Origin of the sequence: Pseudomonas sp. S30_BP2TU TE3576 (genome assembly GCF_050436025.1) — a bacterium.
GTDB lineage: Bacteria > Pseudomonadota > Gammaproteobacteria > Pseudomonadales > Pseudomonadaceae > Aquipseudomonas.
On the sequence record NZ_JBNDLK010000001.1, the window covers coordinates 1,332,955 to 1,353,073 of the forward strand.

General features: G+C 59.6%; 19 protein-coding genes. 16 read left to right on the forward strand and 3 right to left on the reverse strand.

The window, feature by feature from the left end:
* Positions 1 to 151: 151 nt before the first annotated feature.
* The 8 genes from puuE to ABIA48_RS06050 all read left to right on the forward strand — a co-directional run bounded on the left by puuE (position 152) and on the right by ABIA48_RS06050 (position 8,341).
* Positions 152 to 1,078 carry an allantoinase PuuE gene (puuE, locus tag ABIA48_RS06015; RefSeq protein ID WP_007988146.1) on the forward strand — a complete coding sequence of 309 codons (927 nt, stop codon included), beginning with the start codon at positions 152 to 154 and terminating at the stop codon, positions 1,076 to 1,078.
* Complete coding sequence (gene uraD / locus ABIA48_RS06020; protein ID WP_429487397.1) at positions 1,075 to 1,590, forward strand: 2-oxo-4-hydroxy-4-carboxy-5-ureidoimidazoline decarboxylase; 516 nt, start codon at positions 1,075 to 1,077, stop codon at positions 1,588 to 1,590. Before puuE ends, uraD begins: the two co-directional genes overlap by 4 nt.
* An 89-nt stretch (positions 1,591 to 1,679) precedes the next feature.
* A complete protein-coding gene (gene alc, locus ABIA48_RS06025) occupies positions 1,680 to 2,675 on the forward strand; it encodes an allantoicase (RefSeq protein ID WP_429487398.1) in 996 nt (331 codons plus the stop codon).
* A gap of 121 nt (positions 2,676 to 2,796) precedes the next feature.
* On the forward strand, positions 2,797 to 3,300 hold the full coding sequence (locus tag ABIA48_RS06030; RefSeq protein WP_116261836.1) for an ureidoglycolate lyase: 504 nt from the start codon (positions 2,797 to 2,799) through the stop codon (positions 3,298 to 3,300).
* Positions 3,301 to 3,351: 51 nt separating this feature from the next.
* The gene (locus ABIA48_RS06035) at positions 3,352 to 4,647 is read left to right on the forward strand and encodes a urate hydroxylase PuuD (protein ID WP_429487399.1); all 1,296 of its coding nucleotides are present in this window, start codon (positions 3,352 to 3,354) and stop codon (positions 4,645 to 4,647) included.
* Positions 4,648 to 4,878: 231 nt separating this feature from the next.
* Positions 4,879 to 6,237 carry a nucleobase:cation symporter-2 family protein gene (locus ABIA48_RS06040; protein WP_429487400.1) on the forward strand — a complete coding sequence of 453 codons (1,359 nt, stop codon included), beginning with the start codon at positions 4,879 to 4,881 and terminating at the stop codon, positions 6,235 to 6,237.
* Between the two features lie 155 nt (positions 6,238 to 6,392).
* Positions 6,393 to 7,178: an outer membrane protein OmpK gene (locus tag ABIA48_RS06045; RefSeq protein ID WP_429487401.1), complete on the forward strand. Its 786-nt coding sequence runs from the start codon at positions 6,393 to 6,395 to the stop codon at positions 7,176 to 7,178.
* 377 nt (positions 7,179 to 7,555) lie between these two features.
* On the forward strand, positions 7,556 to 8,341 hold the full coding sequence (locus ABIA48_RS06050) for an outer membrane protein OmpK (RefSeq protein WP_429487402.1): 786 nt from the start codon (positions 7,556 to 7,558) through the stop codon (positions 8,339 to 8,341).
* A gap of 143 nt (positions 8,342 to 8,484) precedes the next feature.
* On the opposite strand, the gene ABIA48_RS06055 is transcribed toward ABIA48_RS06050, so the two are convergent.
* Positions 8,485 to 9,657 carry a patatin-like phospholipase family protein gene (locus tag ABIA48_RS06055; RefSeq protein ID WP_429487403.1) on the reverse strand — a complete coding sequence of 391 codons (1,173 nt, stop codon included), beginning with the start codon at positions 9,655 to 9,657 and terminating at the stop codon, positions 8,485 to 8,487.
* 164 nt (positions 9,658 to 9,821) lie between these two features.
* Positions 9,822 to 10,754: a lipid A biosynthesis lauroyl acyltransferase gene (locus tag ABIA48_RS06060; RefSeq protein WP_007988156.1), complete on the reverse strand. Its 933-nt coding sequence runs from the start codon at positions 10,752 to 10,754 to the stop codon at positions 9,822 to 9,824.
* A gap of 118 nt (positions 10,755 to 10,872) precedes the next feature.
* Between ABIA48_RS06060 and minC the strand changes: the two genes are divergently transcribed.
* The 7 genes from minC to ABIA48_RS06095 all read left to right on the forward strand — a co-directional run bounded on the left by minC (position 10,873) and on the right by ABIA48_RS06095 (position 17,714).
* Entirely contained in the window at positions 10,873 to 11,610 is a 738-nt protein-coding gene (gene minC / locus ABIA48_RS06065; RefSeq protein WP_033063426.1) for a septum site-determining protein MinC, read from the forward strand.
* A gap of 202 nt (positions 11,611 to 11,812) precedes the next feature.
* Positions 11,813 to 12,625 (forward strand): septum site-determining protein MinD, encoded by an 813-nt coding sequence (gene minD / locus ABIA48_RS06070; RefSeq protein WP_007974946.1) that lies wholly within the window; start codon positions 11,813 to 11,815, stop codon positions 12,623 to 12,625.
* 3 nt (positions 12,626 to 12,628) lie between these two features.
* Positions 12,629 to 12,883 carry a cell division topological specificity factor MinE gene (gene minE / locus ABIA48_RS06075; RefSeq protein WP_007974947.1) on the forward strand — a complete coding sequence of 85 codons (255 nt, stop codon included), beginning with the start codon at positions 12,629 to 12,631 and terminating at the stop codon, positions 12,881 to 12,883.
* Between the two features lie 119 nt (positions 12,884 to 13,002).
* A complete protein-coding gene (locus tag ABIA48_RS06080) occupies positions 13,003 to 13,638 on the forward strand; it encodes an RluA family pseudouridine synthase (protein WP_015096127.1) in 636 nt (211 codons plus the stop codon).
* Positions 13,639 to 13,854: 216 nt separating this feature from the next.
* Entirely contained in the window at positions 13,855 to 15,144 is a 1,290-nt protein-coding gene (locus ABIA48_RS06085) for a M18 family aminopeptidase (protein ID WP_429487404.1), read from the forward strand.
* A gap of 155 nt (positions 15,145 to 15,299) precedes the next feature.
* The gene (locus ABIA48_RS06090; RefSeq protein WP_204931873.1) at positions 15,300 to 15,476 is read left to right on the forward strand and encodes a hypothetical protein; all 177 of its coding nucleotides are present in this window, start codon (positions 15,300 to 15,302) and stop codon (positions 15,474 to 15,476) included.
* 78 nt (positions 15,477 to 15,554) lie between these two features.
* A complete protein-coding gene (locus tag ABIA48_RS06095; protein ID WP_429487405.1) occupies positions 15,555 to 17,714 on the forward strand; it encodes a mechanosensitive ion channel family protein in 2,160 nt (719 codons plus the stop codon).
* A gap of 123 nt (positions 17,715 to 17,837) precedes the next feature.
* Here the strand turns inward: ABIA48_RS06095 and ABIA48_RS06100 are convergent, their stop codons facing one another.
* A complete protein-coding gene (locus tag ABIA48_RS06100; protein WP_007988162.1) occupies positions 17,838 to 18,551 on the reverse strand; it encodes a UTRA domain-containing protein in 714 nt (237 codons plus the stop codon).
* Between the two features lie 373 nt (positions 18,552 to 18,924).
* Here ABIA48_RS06100 and ABIA48_RS06105 point away from each other — a divergent pair, with 373 nt between their 5' ends.
* Positions 18,925 to 19,989 (forward strand): ABC transporter substrate-binding protein, encoded by a 1,065-nt coding sequence (locus ABIA48_RS06105; protein ID WP_429487406.1) that lies wholly within the window; start codon positions 18,925 to 18,927, stop codon positions 19,987 to 19,989.
* Positions 19,990 to 20,119: the final 130 nt, after the last annotated feature.

Consider the following 20,119-nt stretch of genomic DNA (forward strand, 5'->3'; position numbering starts at 1 on the left):
AGATGACAGTCGGTGAAAAATGCGAAAAATCAGGCTTACAAAGTGAATATAAAGTTGTATACAATCATCCCATCGCTGTGACGCAAGCCTGCCACCCAATCTTCAGCTGCGTCACACCAACCGTCATCATCGAATAAGAAGGAAGCCTGCAGTGAGCGCTGACTACCCACGCGACCTGGTCGGTTACGGCAGTAACCCTCCTCACCCACACTGGCCGGGCAATGCCCGCATTGCCCTGTCGTTCGTACTCAATTACGAAGAAGGCGGTGAGCGCAACATCCTGCACGGCGACAAAGAATCCGAAGCCTTCCTCTCGGAAATGGTTTCTGCCCAGCCGCTGCAAGGCGCGCGCAACATGAGCATGGAATCCCTTTACGAGTATGGCAGCCGTGCCGGCGTCTGGCGGATTCTGAAACTGTTCAAGGAATTCGACATTCCGCTGACCATCTTCGCCGTGGCCATGGCAGCCCAGCGTCACCCGGACGTGATCCGCGCCATGGTCGATGCCGGCCACGAGATTTGCAGCCACGGCTATCGCTGGATCGACTACCAGTACATGGACGAAGCCCAGGAACGCGAGCACATGCTCGAAGCGATCCGCATCCTCACCGAAATCACCGGTGAACGCCCACTGGGCTGGTACACCGGCCGCACCGGCCCGAACACCCGTCGCCTGGTGATGGAAGAAGGCGGCTTCCTCTACGACTGCGACACCTATGACGACGACCTGCCCTACTGGGAACCGAACAACCCGACCGGCAAGCCGCACCTGGTGATCCCGTACACCCTGGACACCAACGACATGCGCTTCACCCAGGTCCAGGGTTTCAACAAGGGCGACGATTTCTTCGAATACCTCAAGGATGCGTTCGACGTGCTCTACGCCGAAGGCGCCGAGGCGCCGAAAATGCTGTCGATCGGCCTGCACTGCCGCCTGATCGGCCGTCCGGCGCGTCTGGCTTCGCTCAAGCGCTTTATCGAATACGCTAAAAGTCATGAACAGGTGTGGTTCAGCCGTCGCGTCGACATCGCGCGTCACTGGCAGGAAACCCACCCGTACCAAGGGGCCGCGAAATGAGCGCCTTTCAAACATTGAAACCATCGACATTGAGCCGCGACGCCTTCGTCAAAGCCTTCGCCGACATCTACGAACATTCGCCATGGGTGGCCGAGAAGGCCTTCGATCTGGGCCAGGACGCTGCGATCGACCAGATCGAAACCCTGCACCAGCGCATGAGCGACATCCTGTTGAGCGCCGATCATGCAAGCCAACTGGCCCTGATCAACGCCCACCCGGACCTGGCCGGCAAAGCTGCCGTCCAGGGCCAACTCACCGAAGCCAGCACTCATGAACAGGCGGGCGCCGGTATTCACCAATGCACGGCCGAAGAGTTCCAGCGCTTCACCGAGCTGAACGACGCCTACAAAGCCAAGTTCAAGTTTCCCTTCATCATGGCGGTAAAAGGCAGCAACCGGCATCAGATCCTTGCAGCGTTCGAAACGCGCATCCACAACCCGGTCGACACCGAGTTCAAGTGTGCGCTGGCGGAGATCAACAAGATCGCCCTGTTCCGATTACTGACCCTATAGCAAGCCCGGCCCAGGCATTTCATGAACGCCGAAACCGCCCAGGGCCTTGCAAGCATCCCAAGCCAACTTATTAAAGGCAGACAAGAAGAATGAAAGCTTACGCCGTACCTTTCGAGAAGTTCGTCAACCTGGCCGACGCCCGCCTGGGCACCAAAATCATTTCGGTCACCGATGACTGGTTCGCAGACGCCAACCGTCTGTTCCAACCGACCCCGGCCGTATGGAAGGAGGGCGTGTTCGATGACAACGGCAAGTGGATGGATGGCTGGGAGTCGCGCCGCAAGCGCTTCGAAGGCTTCGACAGCGCCGTGATCCGCCTGGGCGTACCGGGTTCGATCAAGGGCGTCGACATCGACACTTCATTCTTCACCGGCAACTTCCCGCCATCGGCGTCCCTGGAAGCCTGCTTCCTGGCGTCGGGCGAGCCTGATGAAAACACCCAATGGACTGAAGTGCTGTCCGCCGTCGAGCTGCAAGGCAACAGCCACCACTACCACGAAATCAACAACAACCAGGCGTTCAGCCACCTGCGCTTCAACATCTACCCGGATGGCGGCGTGGCCCGTCTGCGCGTGTATGGCGTGCCATTCCGCGACTGGTCGGCGATCGGCGACAACGAACAGGTCGACCTGGCTGCCGCCCTCAACGGTGGCCGCGCCCTCGCCTGCTCCGACGAACACTTCGGCCGCATGAGCAACATCCTCAACCCGGGCCGCGGCATCAACATGGGCGACGGCTGGGAAACCGCGCGTCGTCGTACTCCAGGCAATGACTGGGTGATCGTCGCGCTGGGTCATGCCGGCGAAGTCGAGAAAGTCATCGTCGACACCCTGCACTTCAAGGGCAACTACCCGGACAGCTGCTCGATCCAGGGCGCCTTCGTGAAGGGCGGTACCGACAGCCAGATCGAAACCCAGTCGCTGTTCTGGCGCGAACTGCTGCCAAGCCAAAAGCTGGAAATGCACGCCGAACACACCTTCGCCGAGCAGATCAAGGCACTGGGCCCGATCACCCACATCCGCCTGAACGTGTTCCCGGATGGTGGTGTGAGCCGCCTGCGCGTATTGGGCAAGGTCGCTAAATAAGCGCTGAACCCAATCGCGAGCAAGCTCGCTCCCACAGGGGAATGCATTCCAAATGTGGGAGCGGGCTTGCTCGCGAAAGCGTCAGAACAAACAACACAGAATTCAAGGTAAGAAGACCAGCATGCGCACACTGACGATTGAACCGCTGACCAAAGAAGCCTTCGCCCCTTTCGGTGACGTGATCGAAACCGACGGCAGCGATCACTTCATGATCAACAACGGTTCGACCATGCGCTTCCACAAACTGGCGACGGTGGAAACCGCCATGCCAGAGGACAAGGCGATCATCAGCATTTTCCGCGCCGACGCGCAGGACATGCCGCTGACCGTCAGCATGCTGGAGCGTCATCCGCTGGGCAGCCAGGCTTTCATTCCGCTGCTCGGCAACCCCTTTCTGATCGTGGTCGCGCCACTTGGCGATGAACCTGTATCAGGCTTGGTCCGCGCCTTCGTCACCAACGGCAGGCAGGGCATTAATTACCATCGCGGCGTCTGGCACCACCCGGTGCTGACGATCGAAAAGCGGGATGACTTCCTGGTGGTTGATCGCAGTGGCACAGGCAATAACTGCGATGAGCATTTTTTCAAAGAGGATGAGCGTTTGATCCTCGCCCCCCACCAATAAGAGAAGGTCTGATCACTCGACAACAAGAGTGACAGGCGAGAGGTAAAGACTGTGGAAGCACATCTGTTGGAATGGCTGAACCTGAGCGTGCGCTGGGTTCATATGATTACTGGTGTGGCCTGGATCGGCGCATCGTTCTACTTCGTCTGGCTGGAAAACAACCTCAATCGGGTCAACCCGAAAAACGGTCTGGCCGGTGATTTGTGGGCGATCCACGGCGGCGGCATCTACCACCTGGAAAAATACAAACTGGCTCCACCGACCATGCCGGACAACCTGCACTGGTTCAAATGGGAAGCCTACTTCACCTGGATGTCGGGGATCGCACTGCTGTGCGTGGTGTTCTACTCCAACCCGACGCTCTACCTGCTGGCTCCGGGCAGCACCCTGAGCGGCCCTGAAGGCGTGGCCATCGGTCTCGGCTCGCTGTTCATCGGCTGGTTCATCTACTCCTTCCTGTGCGACTCGGCCCTGGGCAAACGCCCTGCCCTGCTAGGTTTCATCCTGTTTGTCCTGATCATCGGCGCGGCCTATGGCTTCAGCAAAGTGTTCAGCGGCCGGGGTGCGTACCTGCACGTCGGCGCGATCATCGGCACCATCATGGTCGGCAACGTGTTCCGCATCATCATGCCGGCGCAACGCGCACTGGTGGCGGCGATCGCCGAGAACCGCACGCCCGATCCGGCGCTGCCGGCCAAAGGCCTGCTGCGTTCGCGTCACAACAACTACTTCACCTTGCCGGTGCTGTTCATCATGATCAGCAACCACTTCCCGAGCACGTATGGCAGCCAGTACAACTGGTTGATCCTGGCCGGGATCGCGGTACTGGCGGTGTTGGTGCGTCACTACTTCAACACCCGTCATGACAGCCACAAGTTTGCCTGGACCCTGCCGGTGGCAGCCGTCGGCATGATCAGCCTGGCTTACGTCACCGGCCCTGCGCCGTTGAACAACCCGGAAGTGGCCAAGGCGCCAGCGAAGATCGAATACCAGCCACTGCCGGAAACGGCGCTGGGCGGTGGTTTGAAACCCGCTGAAGCCAAACCTGCAGAAGCGCCAGCCGCACCGGCGCAAGCGTCCAATGCCGGCCCTGGCTTTGACAAAGTGCACAGCGTGATTCAGGAACGTTGCGCGGTTTGCCATTCGGCCAAGCCCACCAGCCCGCTGTTCAGTGCGGCCCCTGCCGGTGTGATGTTCGACACCCCCGAGCAGATCCGCCAGAACGCAGCACGGATCCAGGCACAAGCCGTCACCAGCCAGATCATGCCACTGGGCAACATCACGCAGATGACCCAGCAGGAACGTGACCTGATCGGTGCCTGGATTGCAGGGAGGAACGTGACCTGATCGGTGCCTGGATTGTGCAGGGAGCTCCGACCAATTAATCGTTAGAAGCATCGCGAGCAAGCTCGCTCCCACATGGGCACCATCAATCCCTGTGGGAGCGGGCTTGCTCGCGAAGGCGTCGGGTCAGTCAACAACGATGTTGAACGTTATGGCCTCTTCGCGAGCAAGCCCGCTCCCACAGGTTTGCCCGATGCACAAAATCACAAGAATAAAAAAGATCCGAGGTGTTGCATGTCCGAGCTATCCACAGCGCGCATCCCCGACGCACCCGCCATTCAGCGTTTGCCCCTTTTGCAACTGATCCTGGTCGGTTTGCAACATGTTCTGCTGATGTACGGTGGCGCCATCGCGGTGCCGCTGATCATCGGACAGGCCGCTGGCCTGAGTCGTGAAGAAATCGCCTTCCTGATTAACGCCGACCTGCTGGTGGCTGGCATTGCCACCATCGTCCAGTCCCTCGGCATCGGCCCCATGGGCATTCGCATGCCGGTAATGATGGGCGCCAGTTTCGCCGCCGTCGGCAGCATGGTCGCCATGGCCGGCATGCCCGGAATCGGCCTGCAAGGGATCTTCGGCGCGACCATCGCTGCCGGGTTCTTCGGCATGATCATCGCCCCGTTCATGTCCAAAGTCGTACGCTTCTTCCCGCCGCTGGTGACTGGCACGGTCATCACCTCGATCGGTTTGTCACTGTTCCCCGTGGCCGTGAACTGGGCCGGCGGCGGTGCGAGCGCCGCACAATTCGGTTCGCCGATTTACCTGACCATCGCCGCGCTGGTGCTGGGCACCATTTTGTTGGTGCACCGCTTCATGCGCGGCTTCTGGGTCAATATTTCCGTGCTGATCGGCATGTGCCTGGGCTATGTACTCTGCGGCTTGCTCGGCATGGTCGACCTCAGTGGCATGGCCAGTGCGCCATGGCTGCAATTCGTCACCCCGCTGCATTTCGGCATGCCGAAATTCGAACTCGCGCCGATCCTGTCGATGTGCCTGGTGGTGGTGATCATTTTCGTCGAGTCCACCGGGATGTTTCTTGCGCTGGGCAAGATCACCGGCCAGGAAGTCTGCCCACGCATGCTGCGTCGCGGTTTGCTGTGCGATGCCGGCGCTTCGTTCTTCGCCGGATTCTTCAACACGTTCACCCACTCCTCCTTCGCCCAGAACATTGGCCTGGTGCAGATGACCGGCGTGCGTTGCCGCTCGGTGACGATCGTTGCCGGCGGTTTGCTGATCGTCCTCAGCCTGCTGCCCAAAGCCGCGTTCCTGGTGGCATCGATTCCACCGGCCGTGCTCGGTGGTGCAGCGATTGCGATGTTCGGCATGGTCGCCGCCACCGGGATCAAGATCCTGCAGGAAGCCGACATCGGTGACCGTCGTAATCAGTTGCTGGTGGCGGTGAGCATCGGCATGGGGCTGATCCCGGTAGTACGCCCGGAGTTTTTCGCCCACCTGCCCGTGTGGATGAGCCCGATCACCCACAGCGGCATCGCCATGGCCACGCTCAGTGCCCTGACCCTAAACCTGCTGTTCAACATCCTCGGCGGCAAAGAACGCGCCGCGATCAACGACTGCCACGCCCACACGCATTAACCGAGAAACCCACACCCCCTGTGGGAGCGGGCTTGCTCGCGAAGACGTCATCAGCCCCAACTTCATCGTTGACTGATACACCGCTTTCGCGAGCAAGCCCGCTCCCACGGGAGAGCTACATGCGCCTCAAAAATAAAAACAAGAGGGAGCAACAGATGATTCGGACACAAACCAACTTGCTGTTGACGGGTGGCCTGTTGGCCGCGAGCCAGGCCATGGCCGGCGATTTACTGCTATGGCAGACCAACAGCCTGAGCTACCTGTACGGCAAGAACTACGCGATCAACCCGGCGATCCAGCAGACGGTAACGTTCGAACACGCCGATCGCTGGAAGTACGGCGACAACTTCCTGTTCGTCGACAGCACCTGGTACAACGGCGAGAAAGACCGAAACAAAGGTGCTCACGCTTATTACGGCGAGTTCAGCCCGCGTCTCTCCTTCGGCAAAATCCTCGACCGCCGTTTCGAATTCGGCCCGATCAAGGACGTGCTGCTCGCCATGACCTACGAGAACGGCGAAGACGACAGCAAGGCTTACCTGATCGGTCCCGGATTCGACCTCGCAGTACCGGGCTTCAACTTCTTTACCCTGAACTTCTATTACCGCCAGACCGAAGGCTCGCGCCCCGGCGACGATGTCTGGCAAATCACCCCGGCCTGGTCCTACACCCTGCCATTGGGCAACTCGAACCTGTTGATCGACGGCTACATCGACTGGGTGGTAGATAACGACCAGAATTCACGCGGCACCTATCACGCCAACCTGCACTTCAACCCACAGATCAAATACGACTTGGGCAAAGCCCTAGGCTGGCGCGAGAAACAGGTCTATGTCGGCACCGAATACAGCTACTGGAAAGACAAATACGGCGTCCAGGACAGCTCCCGTTTCAATACCAATGAAAACACCGCCAGCCTGCTGGTGAAGGTGCATTTCTGATGCTGCCCCGCAGCCGCGCCACATACCTGTCGTCGGTGCGCCATTGCGGAGCACTTGAGACCTGTCCGAGGAGTCAGTATTCTCCGCGGCCGCCCGAATCCGGTTTAAAAAAAAGCCCGGATGTAAAACCTGACCAGCAGGCCAACTTATCCCGGCGCTGGCAGGAACCAAGGCACTCCAAAACCCCTCTCAATCGACCGCTCTTGAGCCGTCGAGCGGGAGTTTTTTTGCTTTTTGAAAGCCTTGGCCCAGCTCTTGCTCACAGCGCTAAAGCTGACCGATTGGATAATTTTTTACAGCGACAGAAACAGGCGCCACACCAGAGCGCCGACCTTAAAAAAATAACGTGGAACCACCTACTTTTTGGGAGCAACCGAATGAAACGTACGTGCACTAGCCTGATGCTGGCGGGATCATTGCTGGCGGGGGGTCAGGCCATGGCCGGCGACTTGCTGCAATGGCAGAACAACAGCCTGAGTTACCTGTATGGCAAGGACTTCCAGGTCAACCCGCGCATCCAGCAGACGGTAACCTTTGAACACGCCGACGGTTGGAAATACGGCGACAACTTCTTCTTCATCGACAAGATTTTCTACAACGGCAAGGAAGACGCCTTCGCGGGCAAGAACAGCCACTACGGCGAACTCAGCCCACGCCTGTCGTTCAACAAGATCTTCGACCAAAAGTTCGAGTTCGGCCCGATCAAGGACGTACTGCTGGCCATGACCTACGAGTTCGGTGAAGACGATACCGAGTCCTACCTGATCGGCCCTGGTTTCGACCTGGCCATCCCGGGCTTCGACTACTTCCAGTTGAACTTCTACAACCGTCACACCGAAGGCGACCGCCCGGGCGACAACATCTGGCAGGTTACGCCGGTCTGGTCCTACACCATCCCGGTGGGTGGCTCAGACGTGCTGATCGACGGTTTCATGGACTGGGTGGTCGACAACGACGTGAACAAAAATGGCGAATACCACGCCAACCTGCACTTCAATCCACAGGTCAAATACGACCTGGGCAAGGCGCTGAACCTGGGTGCCAAGCAGCTGTACGTCGGTGTCGAGTATGACTACTGGAAAAACAAATACGGGATTGAAGACAGCCAGGGCTTCAAGACGGATCAGAGCGTGACCAGTTTCCTGGTCAAGGTTCACTTCTGATCATTTAATTCTGTAGGCGTCTGTATGGGCGCCTTCGCGAGCAAGCCCGCTCCCACATTTGATCTGCGCCGTACGCAATTATTGTGTTCGCTGAAAATCGAGTGTGGGAGCGGGCTTGCTCGCGAATGGCTGCACCGCCTATCTCAAGCCGAGACTGCAGGCTCCGCCAAGCCGAGAAACCGGCTCAACTCCCCGCGCTTGGCCAACGCATCGCGCCGCCCCAGCTCGATCAATTCGCTGCAATACCCTGCCTCGAACAGCAGATAGCTCAATACCCCCGCCCCGCTGGTCTTGGTCGCCCCCGGCCCACGCAGAAACAGGCGCAGTGCCGCCGGCAGTTCCTGGCGATGGCGTGCGGCAATCTCGTCGATCGGTTGACTCGGTGAAATCACCAGCACGTCCACTGGCGCCACGCCCAAGGCACGGGTTGGCGTACCGTCGGGCATCAGGTGACTGAACTGGTTCAGACGCTGCAACAGCTCGATATCACTTTCCAGGCTGTCAATGAACGTACTGTTGAGCATGTGCCCGCCGATCTGCGCCAGTGTCGGCTGCTGCCCGGTGTAGCTGCGCTGCAAGGGTTGTTGCGGGTCGAACCCGCGGGGGTTGCCGCTGACGCCCACCACCAACACCCGACTGGCACCCAGATGCAGCGCCGGACTGATTGGCGCCGACTGACGCACCGCGCCATCACCGAAATACTCTTCGCCGATTTTCACCGGAGCGAACAGCAGTGGAATAGCCGAACTGGCGAGTAGATGTTCAACGGAAAGTTGCGTTGGAACGCCGATGCGTCGATGGCGCAACCAGGCGTCGATCTTGCCGCCGCCCTGATAGAAGGTGACGGCCTGGCCGGACTCATAGCCGAACGCGGTGACCGCCACCGCATGCAATTGTTTCTGTGCAATCGCTTCAGCGATGCCGCCCATATGCAGCTTGTCATTGAGCAAATGCCGCAGCGGAGAACTGTTGAGCAACGCCACCGGCATGTGTGTACCGATACCGAGCAAACTGTGGCTGACAAAGCGGCTGGCCTGACGGATCACTCCGGGCCAGTCGCTGCGCAACACCAAATGACTGCGAAAGCCCTGCCAGAAAGCTGTCAGGTGTTCGACGGCGTTACGAAAATCCATTGCCCCGCTGGCGAGGCTGACGGCGTTGATCGCACCCGCCGAGGTGCCGACGATCACCGGAAACGGATTGCTCGCCCCCGGCGGCAGCAATTCGGCAATCGCCGCCAGCACCCCGACCTGATAAGCCGCACGAGCCCCGCCGCCGGAAAGAATCAACCCTGTAACCGGTTCGCCTGGACTCATGCACAACTCTCCATGGTGCTTGATGGGATTTCGTTGTTTCGACTTGTTCCCTTGTAGGGGCGAGCTTGCTTGCGATGGTCGTGAAAACGCCGCGGGGTGTCAGGTGCCCCGCGTTATCGTTGACCACCATCGCGAGCAAGCTCGCTCCTACAGGGGATCGGGATTCAACCGCGTTTGGCGTACAGCTTGGGCTCGCCCGGCGGACGGCTCTTGAAGCGGCGGTGGGCCCACAGGTATTGCTCGGGATGTTCGCGCAGAACGGCTTCGATCCATTGGTTGATGCGGATGCAGTCGTCCTCTTCGGTTTCGCCGGGGAAGCCTTCGAGCGGCGCATGAATCACCAGGCGATAACCGCTGCCGTCCGCCAGGCGCTCCTGGGTGAACGGCACCACCAGCGCCTTGCCCAGCCGCGCAAACTTGCTCGTGGCAGTGACGGTCGCAGCCTGAATGCCGAACAGCGGCACGAAAATGCTTTGCTTGGCGCCGTAGTCCTGATCCGGTGCGTACCAGATCGCCCGGCCCGAGCGCAGCAATTTGAGCATGCCGCGCACGTCTTCGCGTTCCACCGCCAGCGAGTCGAGGTTGTGGCGTTCGCGGCCCTGGCGCTGGATATAGTCGAACAGCGGATTTTTGTGCTCGCGGTACATGCCATCAATGGTGTGCTGCTGACCGAGCAACGCGGCGCCTATTTCCAGCGTCGTGAAGTGCAGCGCCATCAGGATCACGCCCTTGCCCTCACGCTGGGCCTTTTGCAAATGCTCCAGCCCTTCGACATGAGCCAGCTTCGCCAGGCGCTTGCGCGACCACCACCAGCTCATCGCCATCTCAAAAAAAGCGATGCCGGTGGAGGCAAAGTTTTCCTTGAGCAGGCGTTTGCGCTCGGCTGCGGTTTTTTCAGGAAAACACAGTTCCAGGTTGCGTTTGGCAATGCGCCGTCTGTCGCCGGCCACGCGATACATCAATGCACCCAGTGCACGACCGACCCACAGCAGGGCCGGATACGGCAACTGGACGATCAGCCACAACAGCCCCAAGCCACACCACAGCGGCCAGAAACGTGGAGATAGAAATGCTTTTCGAAAACGCGGGCGGTCCATTAATGCTTCCGGAATGACAATGGCCGCGCATTCTACATCGTTCGACCCGGCTTGCGGCCTGCGGGCGTTCTCGTTATAAGTCTCGGCACTTTTAGTGACAAGTCGTTGTATGCCGACCATGAGCCAAACCGAACCGCTAGACCAAGACCCCGTGTTCCAGTTGAAGGGCAGCATGCTGGCCATTACGGTGCTGGAACTGGCCCGTAACGACCTCGAAAGCCTTGATCGGCAACTGGCCGCCAAGGTCGCCCAGGCACCCAACTTCTTCAGCAATGCGCCGCTGGTACTGGCCCTGGACAAACTCCCGGCCAGCGAAGGCGCCGTCGATTTGCCCGGCCTGATGCGCGTGTGCCGCCAGCATGGCCTGCGCACCCTGGCGATCCGCGCCAGCCGCATCGAAGACATCGCCGCTGCCATCGCAGTCGACTTGCCGGTGCTGCCACCGTCCGGTGCCCGGGAGCGTCCACTGGACCTGACCGAAGGCGAACCGAAGAAAAAACCGGAAAAACCGCCCGAGCCGACCATCAAACCGACAAAAATCATCACGTCGCCAGTACGTGGTGGCCAGCAGATCTATGCCCAGGGCAGCGATCTGGTGGTGATCTCCTCGGTCAGCCCGGGGGCGGAACTTCTCGCCGATGGCAACATCCATGTATACGGCCCGATGCGTGGTCGCGTGTTGGCCGGCGTCAAGGGCGACACCAAGGCGCGGATTTTCTGCCAGCAAATGAGTGCTGAACTGATTTCCATCGCCGGGCATTACAAGGTTTCCGAAGATCTGCGCCGCGATCCTTTGTGGGGGTCGGGTGTGCAGGTCAGCCTGTCTGGCGACGTGTTGAACATCATTCGGCTTTAACGGATACTGCCGCATTTTCCAAGCATCTCTAAAACGTAGCGAAAACGGCTCAAACGAAGTAGGAAAAAGGCCAAAAGCAGTGTTTACCGGGGGTAAACGCCGCTCAAAACCGGATTCCAGCCAAGGCTGTCCGACTGCAGTAGTTTTTCAGGAGATGTTTTTCAGGGACTGAAAAGTCCTTCTTCCTTAGGGGTGAAACACCTTGGCCAAGATTCTCGTGGTTACATCCGGCAAGGGTGGTGTGGGTAAGACCACCACCAGCGCCGCTATCGGTACCGGCCTCGCTCTGCGCGGTCACAAAACAGTTATCGTCGACTTCGACGTGGGCTTGCGTAACCTTGACCTGATCATGGGTTGCGAGCGCCGCGTGGTGTATGACTTCGTCAACGTGGTCAACGGCGAAGCCAACCTGCAACAGGCCCTGATCAAAGACAAGCGCCTGGAAAACCTCTACGTGCTGGCCGCCAGCCAGACCCGCGACAAAGACGCGCTGACCGTCGAAGGCGTGGAAAAAGTCCTGATGCAACTCAAGGAAGACTTTGAGTTCGTGGTCTGCGACTCCCCGGCGGGTATCGAGAAAGGCGCCCACCTGGCCATGTACTTCGCCGATGAAGCGATTGTCGTGACCAACCCGGAAGTCTCCTCGGTGCGTGACTCCGACCGCATGCTCGGCCTGCTGGCCAGCAAGTCCCGTCGTGCCGAACGCGGCGAAGACCCGATCAAGGAACACCTGCTGATTACCCGTTATCACCCGGAACGTGTGAGCAAAGGCGAAATGCTCGGCGTAGAAGACGTCAAGGAAATCCTTTCGGTGACCCTGCTCGGCGTGATCCCTGAATCCCAGGCGGTGCTCAAGGCATCCAACCAGGGTGTTCCAGTGATTCTCGACGACCAGAGCGATGCCGGCCAGGCCTACAGCGATACCGTTGATCGCCTGCTGGGCAAGACCGTGGATCACCGATTCCTCGATGTACAGAAGAAGGGATTCTTCGAGCGCCTGTTTGGAGGCAACTAAGCAATGAACCTTTTTGACTTCTTTCGTGCCAACAAAAAGCAAAGCACCGCGTCGGTAGCGAAAGAGCGTCTACAGATCATCGTGGCGCACGAACGCGGCCAACGCAGTACCCCGGACTACCTGCCGGCCTTGCAGAAGGAACTGGTCGAGGTGATCCGCAAGTACGTCAATATCGGGTCCGATGACGTGCATGTCGCCCTGGAAAGCCAGGGCAGCTGCTCGATTCTGGAACTCAACATCACCCTGCCTGATCGCTGAGTCGATCCGCCAGGAGCCACGGCGGCTCAGGTCCCTCGGGCCTTTGTAGGAGCTGCCGCAGCTCTTACAGGGAACGAGGGGCCTGAGCCGCCGTTGGCGTTTGTTACGAGGCTGTTTTAATGCCGTTGTCCAACATCCACATCATCCATCAGGACGCTGCCGTACTGGTGGTGAACAAACCAACCCTGTTGCTCTCTGTCCCTGGCCGGGCCGATGACAACAAGGACTGCCTGATTACCCGCCTGCAAGAAAACGGCTACCCGGAAGCGCGAATCGTCCACCGGCTGGACTGGGAAACTTCCGGCATCATACTGCTGGCCCGCGACCCGGACACCCATCGCGAGCTGTCTCGGCAATTTCACGACCGCGAAACCGAAAAGGCCTACACCGCCCTGTGCTGGGGTCAGCCGGAACTGGACAGCGGCAGCATCGACCTGCCCTTGCGTTACGACCCGCCGACCAAGCCACGCCATGTGGTCGACCATGAATTCGGCAAACATGCGCTGACCTTCTGGCGCGTGCTCGAACGTTGCGGCGACTGGTGCCGCGTCGAACTGACACCGATCACCGGCCGCTCCCACCAGTTGCGCGTGCACATGCTCTCGATTGGTCATCCGCTGCTGGGTGACGGGCTCTACGCCCATGAACAAGCGCTGGCAGCCTGGCCGCGCCTGTGCCTGCACGCCAGCATGCTCACCTTCACCCACCCGCAAAGTGGTGAGCGCCTGCGGTTCGAGTGCCCGGCACCGTTTTAGGCACTTTACGCAAAACCCTGTGGGAGCGAGCTTGCTCGCGATGAGGCCGGCACATCCAACATTGATGCTGGCTGACACTCCGCCTTCGCGAGCAAGCCCGCTCCCACAGGGGATCTCCTCCAGATTCGATTTCGCTGGCCATCCCCGCCATTCAGTGCGACGCCATTTACCAAGCCAATACGTTAAACTGGCGCCACTGCTGTCTGGAGCTACTTTATGCGCGAAGAGTTGAACCAAGGCCTGATCGACTTCCTCAAGGCCTCCCCTACCCCGTTCCATGCCACCGCCAGCCTTGCTCAGCGCCTGGAAGCGGCGGGTTATCAACGCCTCGACGAGCGCGAGCCGTGGAATACCGAAGCCAACGGTCGCTACTACGTCACCCGCAATGACTCTTCAATGGTCGCGTTCAAAATGGGCCGCCATTCGCCGCTGCATGGCGGTATTCGCCTGGTTGGCGCCCACACCGACAGCCCGTGCCTGCGCGTCAAGCCACAACCGGAACTGCAACGCCAGGGCTTCTGGCAACTGGGTGTTGAAGTCTATGGCGGCGCACTGCTGGCGCCATGGTTCGACCGTGACCTGTCCCTGGCCGGCCGCGTAACCTTCCGTCGTGATGGCAAGGTCGAGAGCCAGTTGATTGACTTCAAGGCTCCGGTCGCGATCATTCCGAACCTGGCAATCCACCTCAACCGTGAGGCCAACATGGGTTGGGCCATCAACGCCCAGACCGAACTGCCGCCGATCCTCGCGCAATTCGCCGGTGACGAGCGCGTGGATTTCCGCGCGGTGCTCACTGATCAACTTGCCCGCGAACACGGCCTGAACGCTGATGTGGTGCTCGATTACGAGCTGAGTTTCTACGACACCCAAAGCGCTGCGGTCATTGGCCTGCATGGCGACTTCATCGCCGGCGCACGCCTGGACAACTTGCTGTCGTGCTACGCCGGCTTGCACGCGCTGCTGACCGCCGACACCGACGAAACCTGCGTGCTGGTCTGCAACGACCACGAAGAAGTCGGTTCCTGTTCGGCCTGCGGTGCCGACGGCCCGATGCTTGAGCAAACCTTGCGTCGCCTGCTGCCTGAAGGTGATGAATTCGTACGCACCATTCAGAAATCCCTGCTGGTTTCGGCTGACAACGCCCACGGCGTGCATCCGAATTACGCCGACAAACACGATGCCAACCACGGCCCGAAACTCAACGCCGGCCCGGTGATCAAGGTCAACAGCAACCAGCGCTACGCCACCAACAGCGAAACCGCCGGGTTCTTCCGCCATCTGTGCATGGCTGAAGAAGTGCCGGTGCAGAGTTTCGTGGTGCGCAGCGACATGGGCTGCGGCTCGACCATCGGCCCGATCACCGCCAGCCATCTGGGTGTACGCACCGTGGACATCGGCCTGCCGACGTTCGCCATGCACTCGATCCGCGAATTGTGCGGCAGCCACGACCTGGCGCATCTGGTCAAGGTGCTGAGCGCGTTCTACGCCTGCCGCGAGTTGCCGTAACCCCTGTAGGAGCTGCCGCAGGCTGCGATCTTTTGATCCTGTTTTTAAAAGCAAAATCAAAAGATCGCAGCCTGCGGCAGCTCCTACACACACATCACGCCGGCCGCGGCAAAAGCCGCCTAGACTTCAAGTATCTCTTCGACAAGGCTGTCTCCATGATTTCGATGTCTACCTTTCACGCCATGCTAATCCCGATTCTTGCCGGGATGATCCTGCTGGCTATCGGCTTCAACTTTCGCGACAAAAATGCCGGTGTGTTCACCATGTGGATCGGCATGCTGACCATCCTCGCGACCGTGGTGATCAAGATCCTCGCCAAACTCAACGAATAATTCATCACCCTTGGCTCGCATTGATTTTGACGGGCTCGTACACTCGGCCGATCCGCTCCTTGCGAGGTTGACCGCCTAGTGTTCGTTCGTCTTTTTGCCCTGCCGTGCTTTTTCCTTATCTGCCTGATGACGCTGCTGCCAGTGGCGCCTGCCCAGGCGGCCGGCCTGCCAAGCCTGCTCGGCGGCCAGGCCAAGGCGCAGCCCGAAGCACAGGAACCGCTGGGGCAATCCCTGGACGAAGTGATCAAATCACTGGAGAACGATCAGCAACGCAGCAAACTGCTGGCCGATCTGAAAAGGCTCCGTGACACCACCAAACAGGCACAGCCGATTACCGAGGAAGGCGTGCTGGGCTTGATTGGCGGAACCCTGGCCACTATCGAGAAGAAATTTTCCGGCGACGACAGTCCGCTCACGCGCTGGTCCAGCGAGTTCGATCAGGCCCGGGAAGAGTTGATGGCGCTGGCGCTGCCGGCCAATGAATGGCTGCCCATGCTCTTTGCGTTCGCCATGATCCTGATGCTATGGAGCCTGCTGGCCGCGGCACTGATCTGGATCAGCCACCGCGTGCGGATGCGTTTCGGCCTGACCGAAGAATTGCCGCAGCACCCCAGGGCCCTGGACATGTTGCGCTTCGCCTTGCGCAAGCTCGGGCCATGGTTGATCGCCCTGGTGATCACGATTTACATGAGCTACGCCCTGCCCTCGTCCCTGGGTAAAAGCCTGGCCATGGTGCTGGCCTATGCACTGGTGGTCGGCACCTGCTTCTCGGCCATCTGCGTGATTGCCTTTTCCCTGCTCGACGGTCCACACCGCCACCGCGCCTTGTACATCCTGCGGCACCAGGCGTTTCGGCCGCTGTGGCTGATCGGCAGTTTCGCCGCGTTTGGCGAAGCGCTGAGCGATCCAAAACTGGTCGACAGCCTCGGCAGCCATCTGGCCCATACGGCTGCCACGGTTGCCAACGTCCTGGCAGCCTTGTCCACCGCCCGGTTCATCTTGCGTTTCCGCCGCCCGATCGCCCACCTGATCCGCAACCAGCCGCTGTCCCGACGCCTGACCCGCCGCGCCCTCAACGACACCCTGTCGATTCTCGGCACCTTCTGGTACGTACCGGCGCTGGTGCTGGTGGCCATTTCCCTGTTCGCGACGTTCATTTCCGCCGGTGACACCAGCACTGCCCTGCGCCAGTCGCTGATCTGCACCGTGTTGCTGGTGTTGTGCATGGTCATCAATGGCCTGGTACGCCGCCACGCCCTCAAGCCCCAGCGCGGCATTCGGCGTTACGCCGTGTATTCGGAACGGCTGAAAAACTTCTTCTACACCATTGCCCATCTGCTGGTGTGGCTGGCCTTTATCGAGCTCGGCCTGCGGGTCTGGGGCATGTCGTTGATCCGCTTCACTGAAGGCGATGGCCATGAAGTCAGCGTCAAACTGTTCAGCCTCGCCGGTACGCTGCTGTTCGCCTGGCTGATCTGGATTCTCAGCGACACCGCCGTGCACCACGCGCTGACCCGCTCGCGCAAAGGCCTGGCCAATGCCCGCGCGCAGACAATGATGCCGCTGATCCGCAACGTGTTGTTCGTGGCGATTTTCATCGTTGCGTTGATTGTCGCGCTGGCGAACATGGGCATGAACGTCACGCCGCTGCTGGCCGGTGCCGGTGTGATCGGCCTGGCCATCGGTTTTGGTGCGCAGTCGTTGGTAGCCGACCTGATTACCGGGCTGTTCATCATCATTGAAGACTCACTGGCCATCGACGACTACGTGGATGTCGGCGGCCACCTCGGCACAGTCGAAGGCCTGACCATCCGCACCGTGCGCTTGCGAGATATCGATGGCATCGTCCACACCATTCCGTTCAGCGAAATCAAAAGCATCAAGAACTACTCCCGGGAGTTCGGCTATGCAATCTTCCGCGTAGCCGTGCCCGCCAGCATGGACATCGACAACGCAATCAAACTGATGCGCGAAGTCGCCCAGAAAATGCGCACCGATCCGCTGCAACGGCGCAATATCTGGTCGCCGCTGGAGTTTCAGGGGGTGGAAAGCTTTGAGTCGGGCAACGCAATCCTTCGTGCCCGCTTCAAGACTGCGCCAATCAAGCAGTGGGAGGTTTCACGGGCGTTCAATCTTTCGCTGAAACGACATATGGATGAAGCCGGACTGGATCTGGCGACACCGAGGATGAGCATTCAGGTGATGACTGCGGGCGGTGGGCAGGAAAAACCGGAGTGACTGGCAGGACGCCATCGCGAGCAAGCTCGCTCCCACATTAGTTCTCAGGTGCGACTCAAATCCCAGTGGGAGCGAGCTTGCTCGCGATGGGGACGACTCGATGTTCCGGACAAACCAAATCAGTCAAACCACATCCACACCGACATGAATCGCATCATGCCGCCAGAACTCCAGGTCGCAGTCGATCAAGCGTTCATGCTGGTCATAGTTGACCCGGGCAATCTGTAAGCCCGGGCTACCTACCGACACCTTCAACGCCGCCGCCGCATCCACCGACAACGCCGTGGGCACAATCTCGAAGCGCACCCGCCCGTAATGCAAGTCGTAATGGCGCGCATACAACTCGGTGATCGACTGATTCAAATCGAAATCGAGGATCCCCGGAAAGTACTGCGGGTTCAGGTAGTGCTCCACATACAGCACCAGTCGCCCGTCGATGCGCCGTGAGCGGCAGATCTGAATCACGCTCGACAGCGCCGGCAATTGCAACCAGGCACAAACCGCCGCCGATGCCGGTTGCAATCGCGCCGAAATCACCTCGGTGGACGGGACCCGCCCCTGGGCACTGACCATCGCGTGAAAGTGGCTGCGCTGCATGAGGTTGTACGCCAGGCGTGGCGGCGAGACGAACCAGCCGCGACGCTCTTCGCGATAGATCTGCCCTTGTGACTCCAACTGCAACAATGCTTCACGCAAGGTGATCCGCGTGGTGCCGAACAATTCACTGAGCTTGCGTTCGGCCGGCAATTTACTGCCAGGCGCCAACAGACCGTGGTCGATCTGTTCCTGAAGCACTTGGCCAATGGCTGTCACCGCTTTTGTTGCCTCGTCGCGCATCAACGTTACCTATCTGGACTAGACCAGCACCAATTCGGAGCAGAACCGCAGTGCAAACCGGCTCATTCAATAGCCTGCAAGCGTAGGCAGCATAGATGACCGAGATGTGACAAAGCTGCCCGACGGTCGCCGTTCTCTGACTTCCTCTTCGTTCAAAAACCTGCAATTCACCAGCCAAGTCCCTTGCCTGTCGGGGCCGTGACCATGGTCTACGCTTAGCAGGCCACCCGCGATAGCGCTCAACAAAAAGTCATCCCGGGCGACGAGCGACATCAAAGTGTCATCCAGCCCCCTTAAATTGGCTCAGGTATTGCTGACCTAGACCAACACAAACCGCAATCGCAGCGTTGAACACGACCCAAGGAGCTTCGGAATGAAAAAGCTTTTCCTGGCATCACTGTTAGGCTCGACCATCGCAATGTGCACTGCCGCCATGGCGGCCGATGATCTGAAAACCCTGGAAGCCGCTGCAAAAGCGGAAGGCGCCGTCAACAGCGTCGGCATGCCCGATGACTGGGCCAACTGGGCAGGCACCTGGAAAGACCTGAGCGACAAGTACGGCCTCAAGCACATCGACACCGACATGAGCTCGGCCCAGGAGATCGCCAAGTTCGCCGCGGAGAAAGACAACGCCAGCGCCGACATCGGCGACGTCGGTGCAGCGTTCGGCCCGATCGCGGTCAAGCAGGGCGTAGTCCAGCCTTACAAGCCCTCCACCTGGGAACAGGTTCCAGCCTGGGCCAAGGACAAGGACGGCAACTGGGCACTGGCCTACACCGGCACCATCGCTTTCATCGTCAACAAGAAGTTGCTGCACGGCTCCGAGGCGCCAACCAAGTGGGCCGACCTCAAGACCGGCAAATACAAAGTCTCCATCGGTGACGTGAGCACCGCAGCCCAGGCAGCCAACGGCGTACTGGCCGCGGCACTGGCCAACGGTGGCGACGAGAAAAACCTCAAGCCCGCCCTGGATCTGTTCGCCGACATCGCCAAGCAAGGTCGCCTGTCGATGTCCAACCCGACGATTGCCACCATGGAAAAAGGTGAAATCGAAGTCGGCGTGGTCTGGGACTTCAACGGCCTGAGCTACAAGGCCAAGATGGCCAACCCGGATGACTACGTGGTGTTGATTCCATCCGACGGCTCGGTGATTTCCGGTTACACCACCATCATCAACAAGTACGCGAAAAACCCGAACGCCGCCAAGCTGGCCCGCGAATACATCTTCAGCGACGCCGGCCAGATCAACCTGGCCAAGGGCAACGCCCGTCCGATTCGTGCCGAGCACATCACGCTGCCGGCCGACGTGAAGTCCAAGCTGCTGCCTAACGAGCAGTACAAAAAGGTCACGCCGATCAAAGACGCGGATGCATGGGAAAAGACCTCCAAGGGCCTTCCTCAGAAGTGGCAGGAAGAAGTCATTATCAATATGCAGTAACCGGGTAGATCCCCATTTCGGGATCTGATGGCGATCCAAATGTGGGAGCGGGCTTGCTCGCGAAAGCGGTGTGTCATTCAACGGTGTATTGACTGACTCGACGCCTTCGCGAGCAAGCCCGCTCCCACAG

Coding starts and splice junctions, on each gene's coding strand:
- uraD (WP_429487397.1), top strand. CDS start 1,075: ATGAGCGCCTTTCAAACATTGAAACCATCGACATTGAGCCGCGACGCC.
- alc (WP_429487398.1), top strand. CDS start 1,680: ATGAAAGCTTACGCCGTACCTTTCGAGAAGTTCGTCAACCTGGCCGAC.
- ABIA48_RS06030 (WP_116261836.1), top strand. CDS start 2,797: ATGCGCACACTGACGATTGAACCGCTGACCAAAGAAGCCTTCGCCCCT.
- ABIA48_RS06040 (WP_429487400.1), top strand. CDS start 4,879: ATGTCCGAGCTATCCACAGCGCGCATCCCCGACGCACCCGCCATTCAG.
- ABIA48_RS06045 (WP_429487401.1), top strand. CDS start 6,393: ATGATTCGGACACAAACCAACTTGCTGTTGACGGGTGGCCTGTTGGCC.
- ABIA48_RS06050 (WP_429487402.1), top strand. CDS start 7,556: ATGAAACGTACGTGCACTAGCCTGATGCTGGCGGGATCATTGCTGGCG.
- ABIA48_RS06055 (WP_429487403.1), bottom strand. CDS start 9,657: ATGAGTCCAGGCGAACCGGTTACAGGGTTGATTCTTTCCGGCGGCGGG.
- ABIA48_RS06060 (WP_007988156.1), bottom strand. CDS start 10,754: ATGGACCGCCCGCGTTTTCGAAAAGCATTTCTATCTCCACGTTTCTGG.
- minC (WP_033063426.1), top strand. CDS start 10,873: ATGAGCCAAACCGAACCGCTAGACCAAGACCCCGTGTTCCAGTTGAAG.
- minE (WP_007974947.1), top strand. CDS start 12,629: ATGAACCTTTTTGACTTCTTTCGTGCCAACAAAAAGCAAAGCACCGCG.
- ABIA48_RS06080 (WP_015096127.1), top strand. CDS start 13,003: ATGCCGTTGTCCAACATCCACATCATCCATCAGGACGCTGCCGTACTG.
- ABIA48_RS06085 (WP_429487404.1), top strand. CDS start 13,855: ATGCGCGAAGAGTTGAACCAAGGCCTGATCGACTTCCTCAAGGCCTCC.
- ABIA48_RS06090 (WP_204931873.1), top strand. CDS start 15,300: ATGATTTCGATGTCTACCTTTCACGCCATGCTAATCCCGATTCTTGCC.
- ABIA48_RS06100 (WP_007988162.1), bottom strand. CDS start 18,551: ATGCGCGACGAGGCAACAAAAGCGGTGACAGCCATTGGCCAAGTGCTT.
- ABIA48_RS06105 (WP_429487406.1), top strand. CDS start 18,925: ATGAAAAAGCTTTTCCTGGCATCACTGTTAGGCTCGACCATCGCAATG.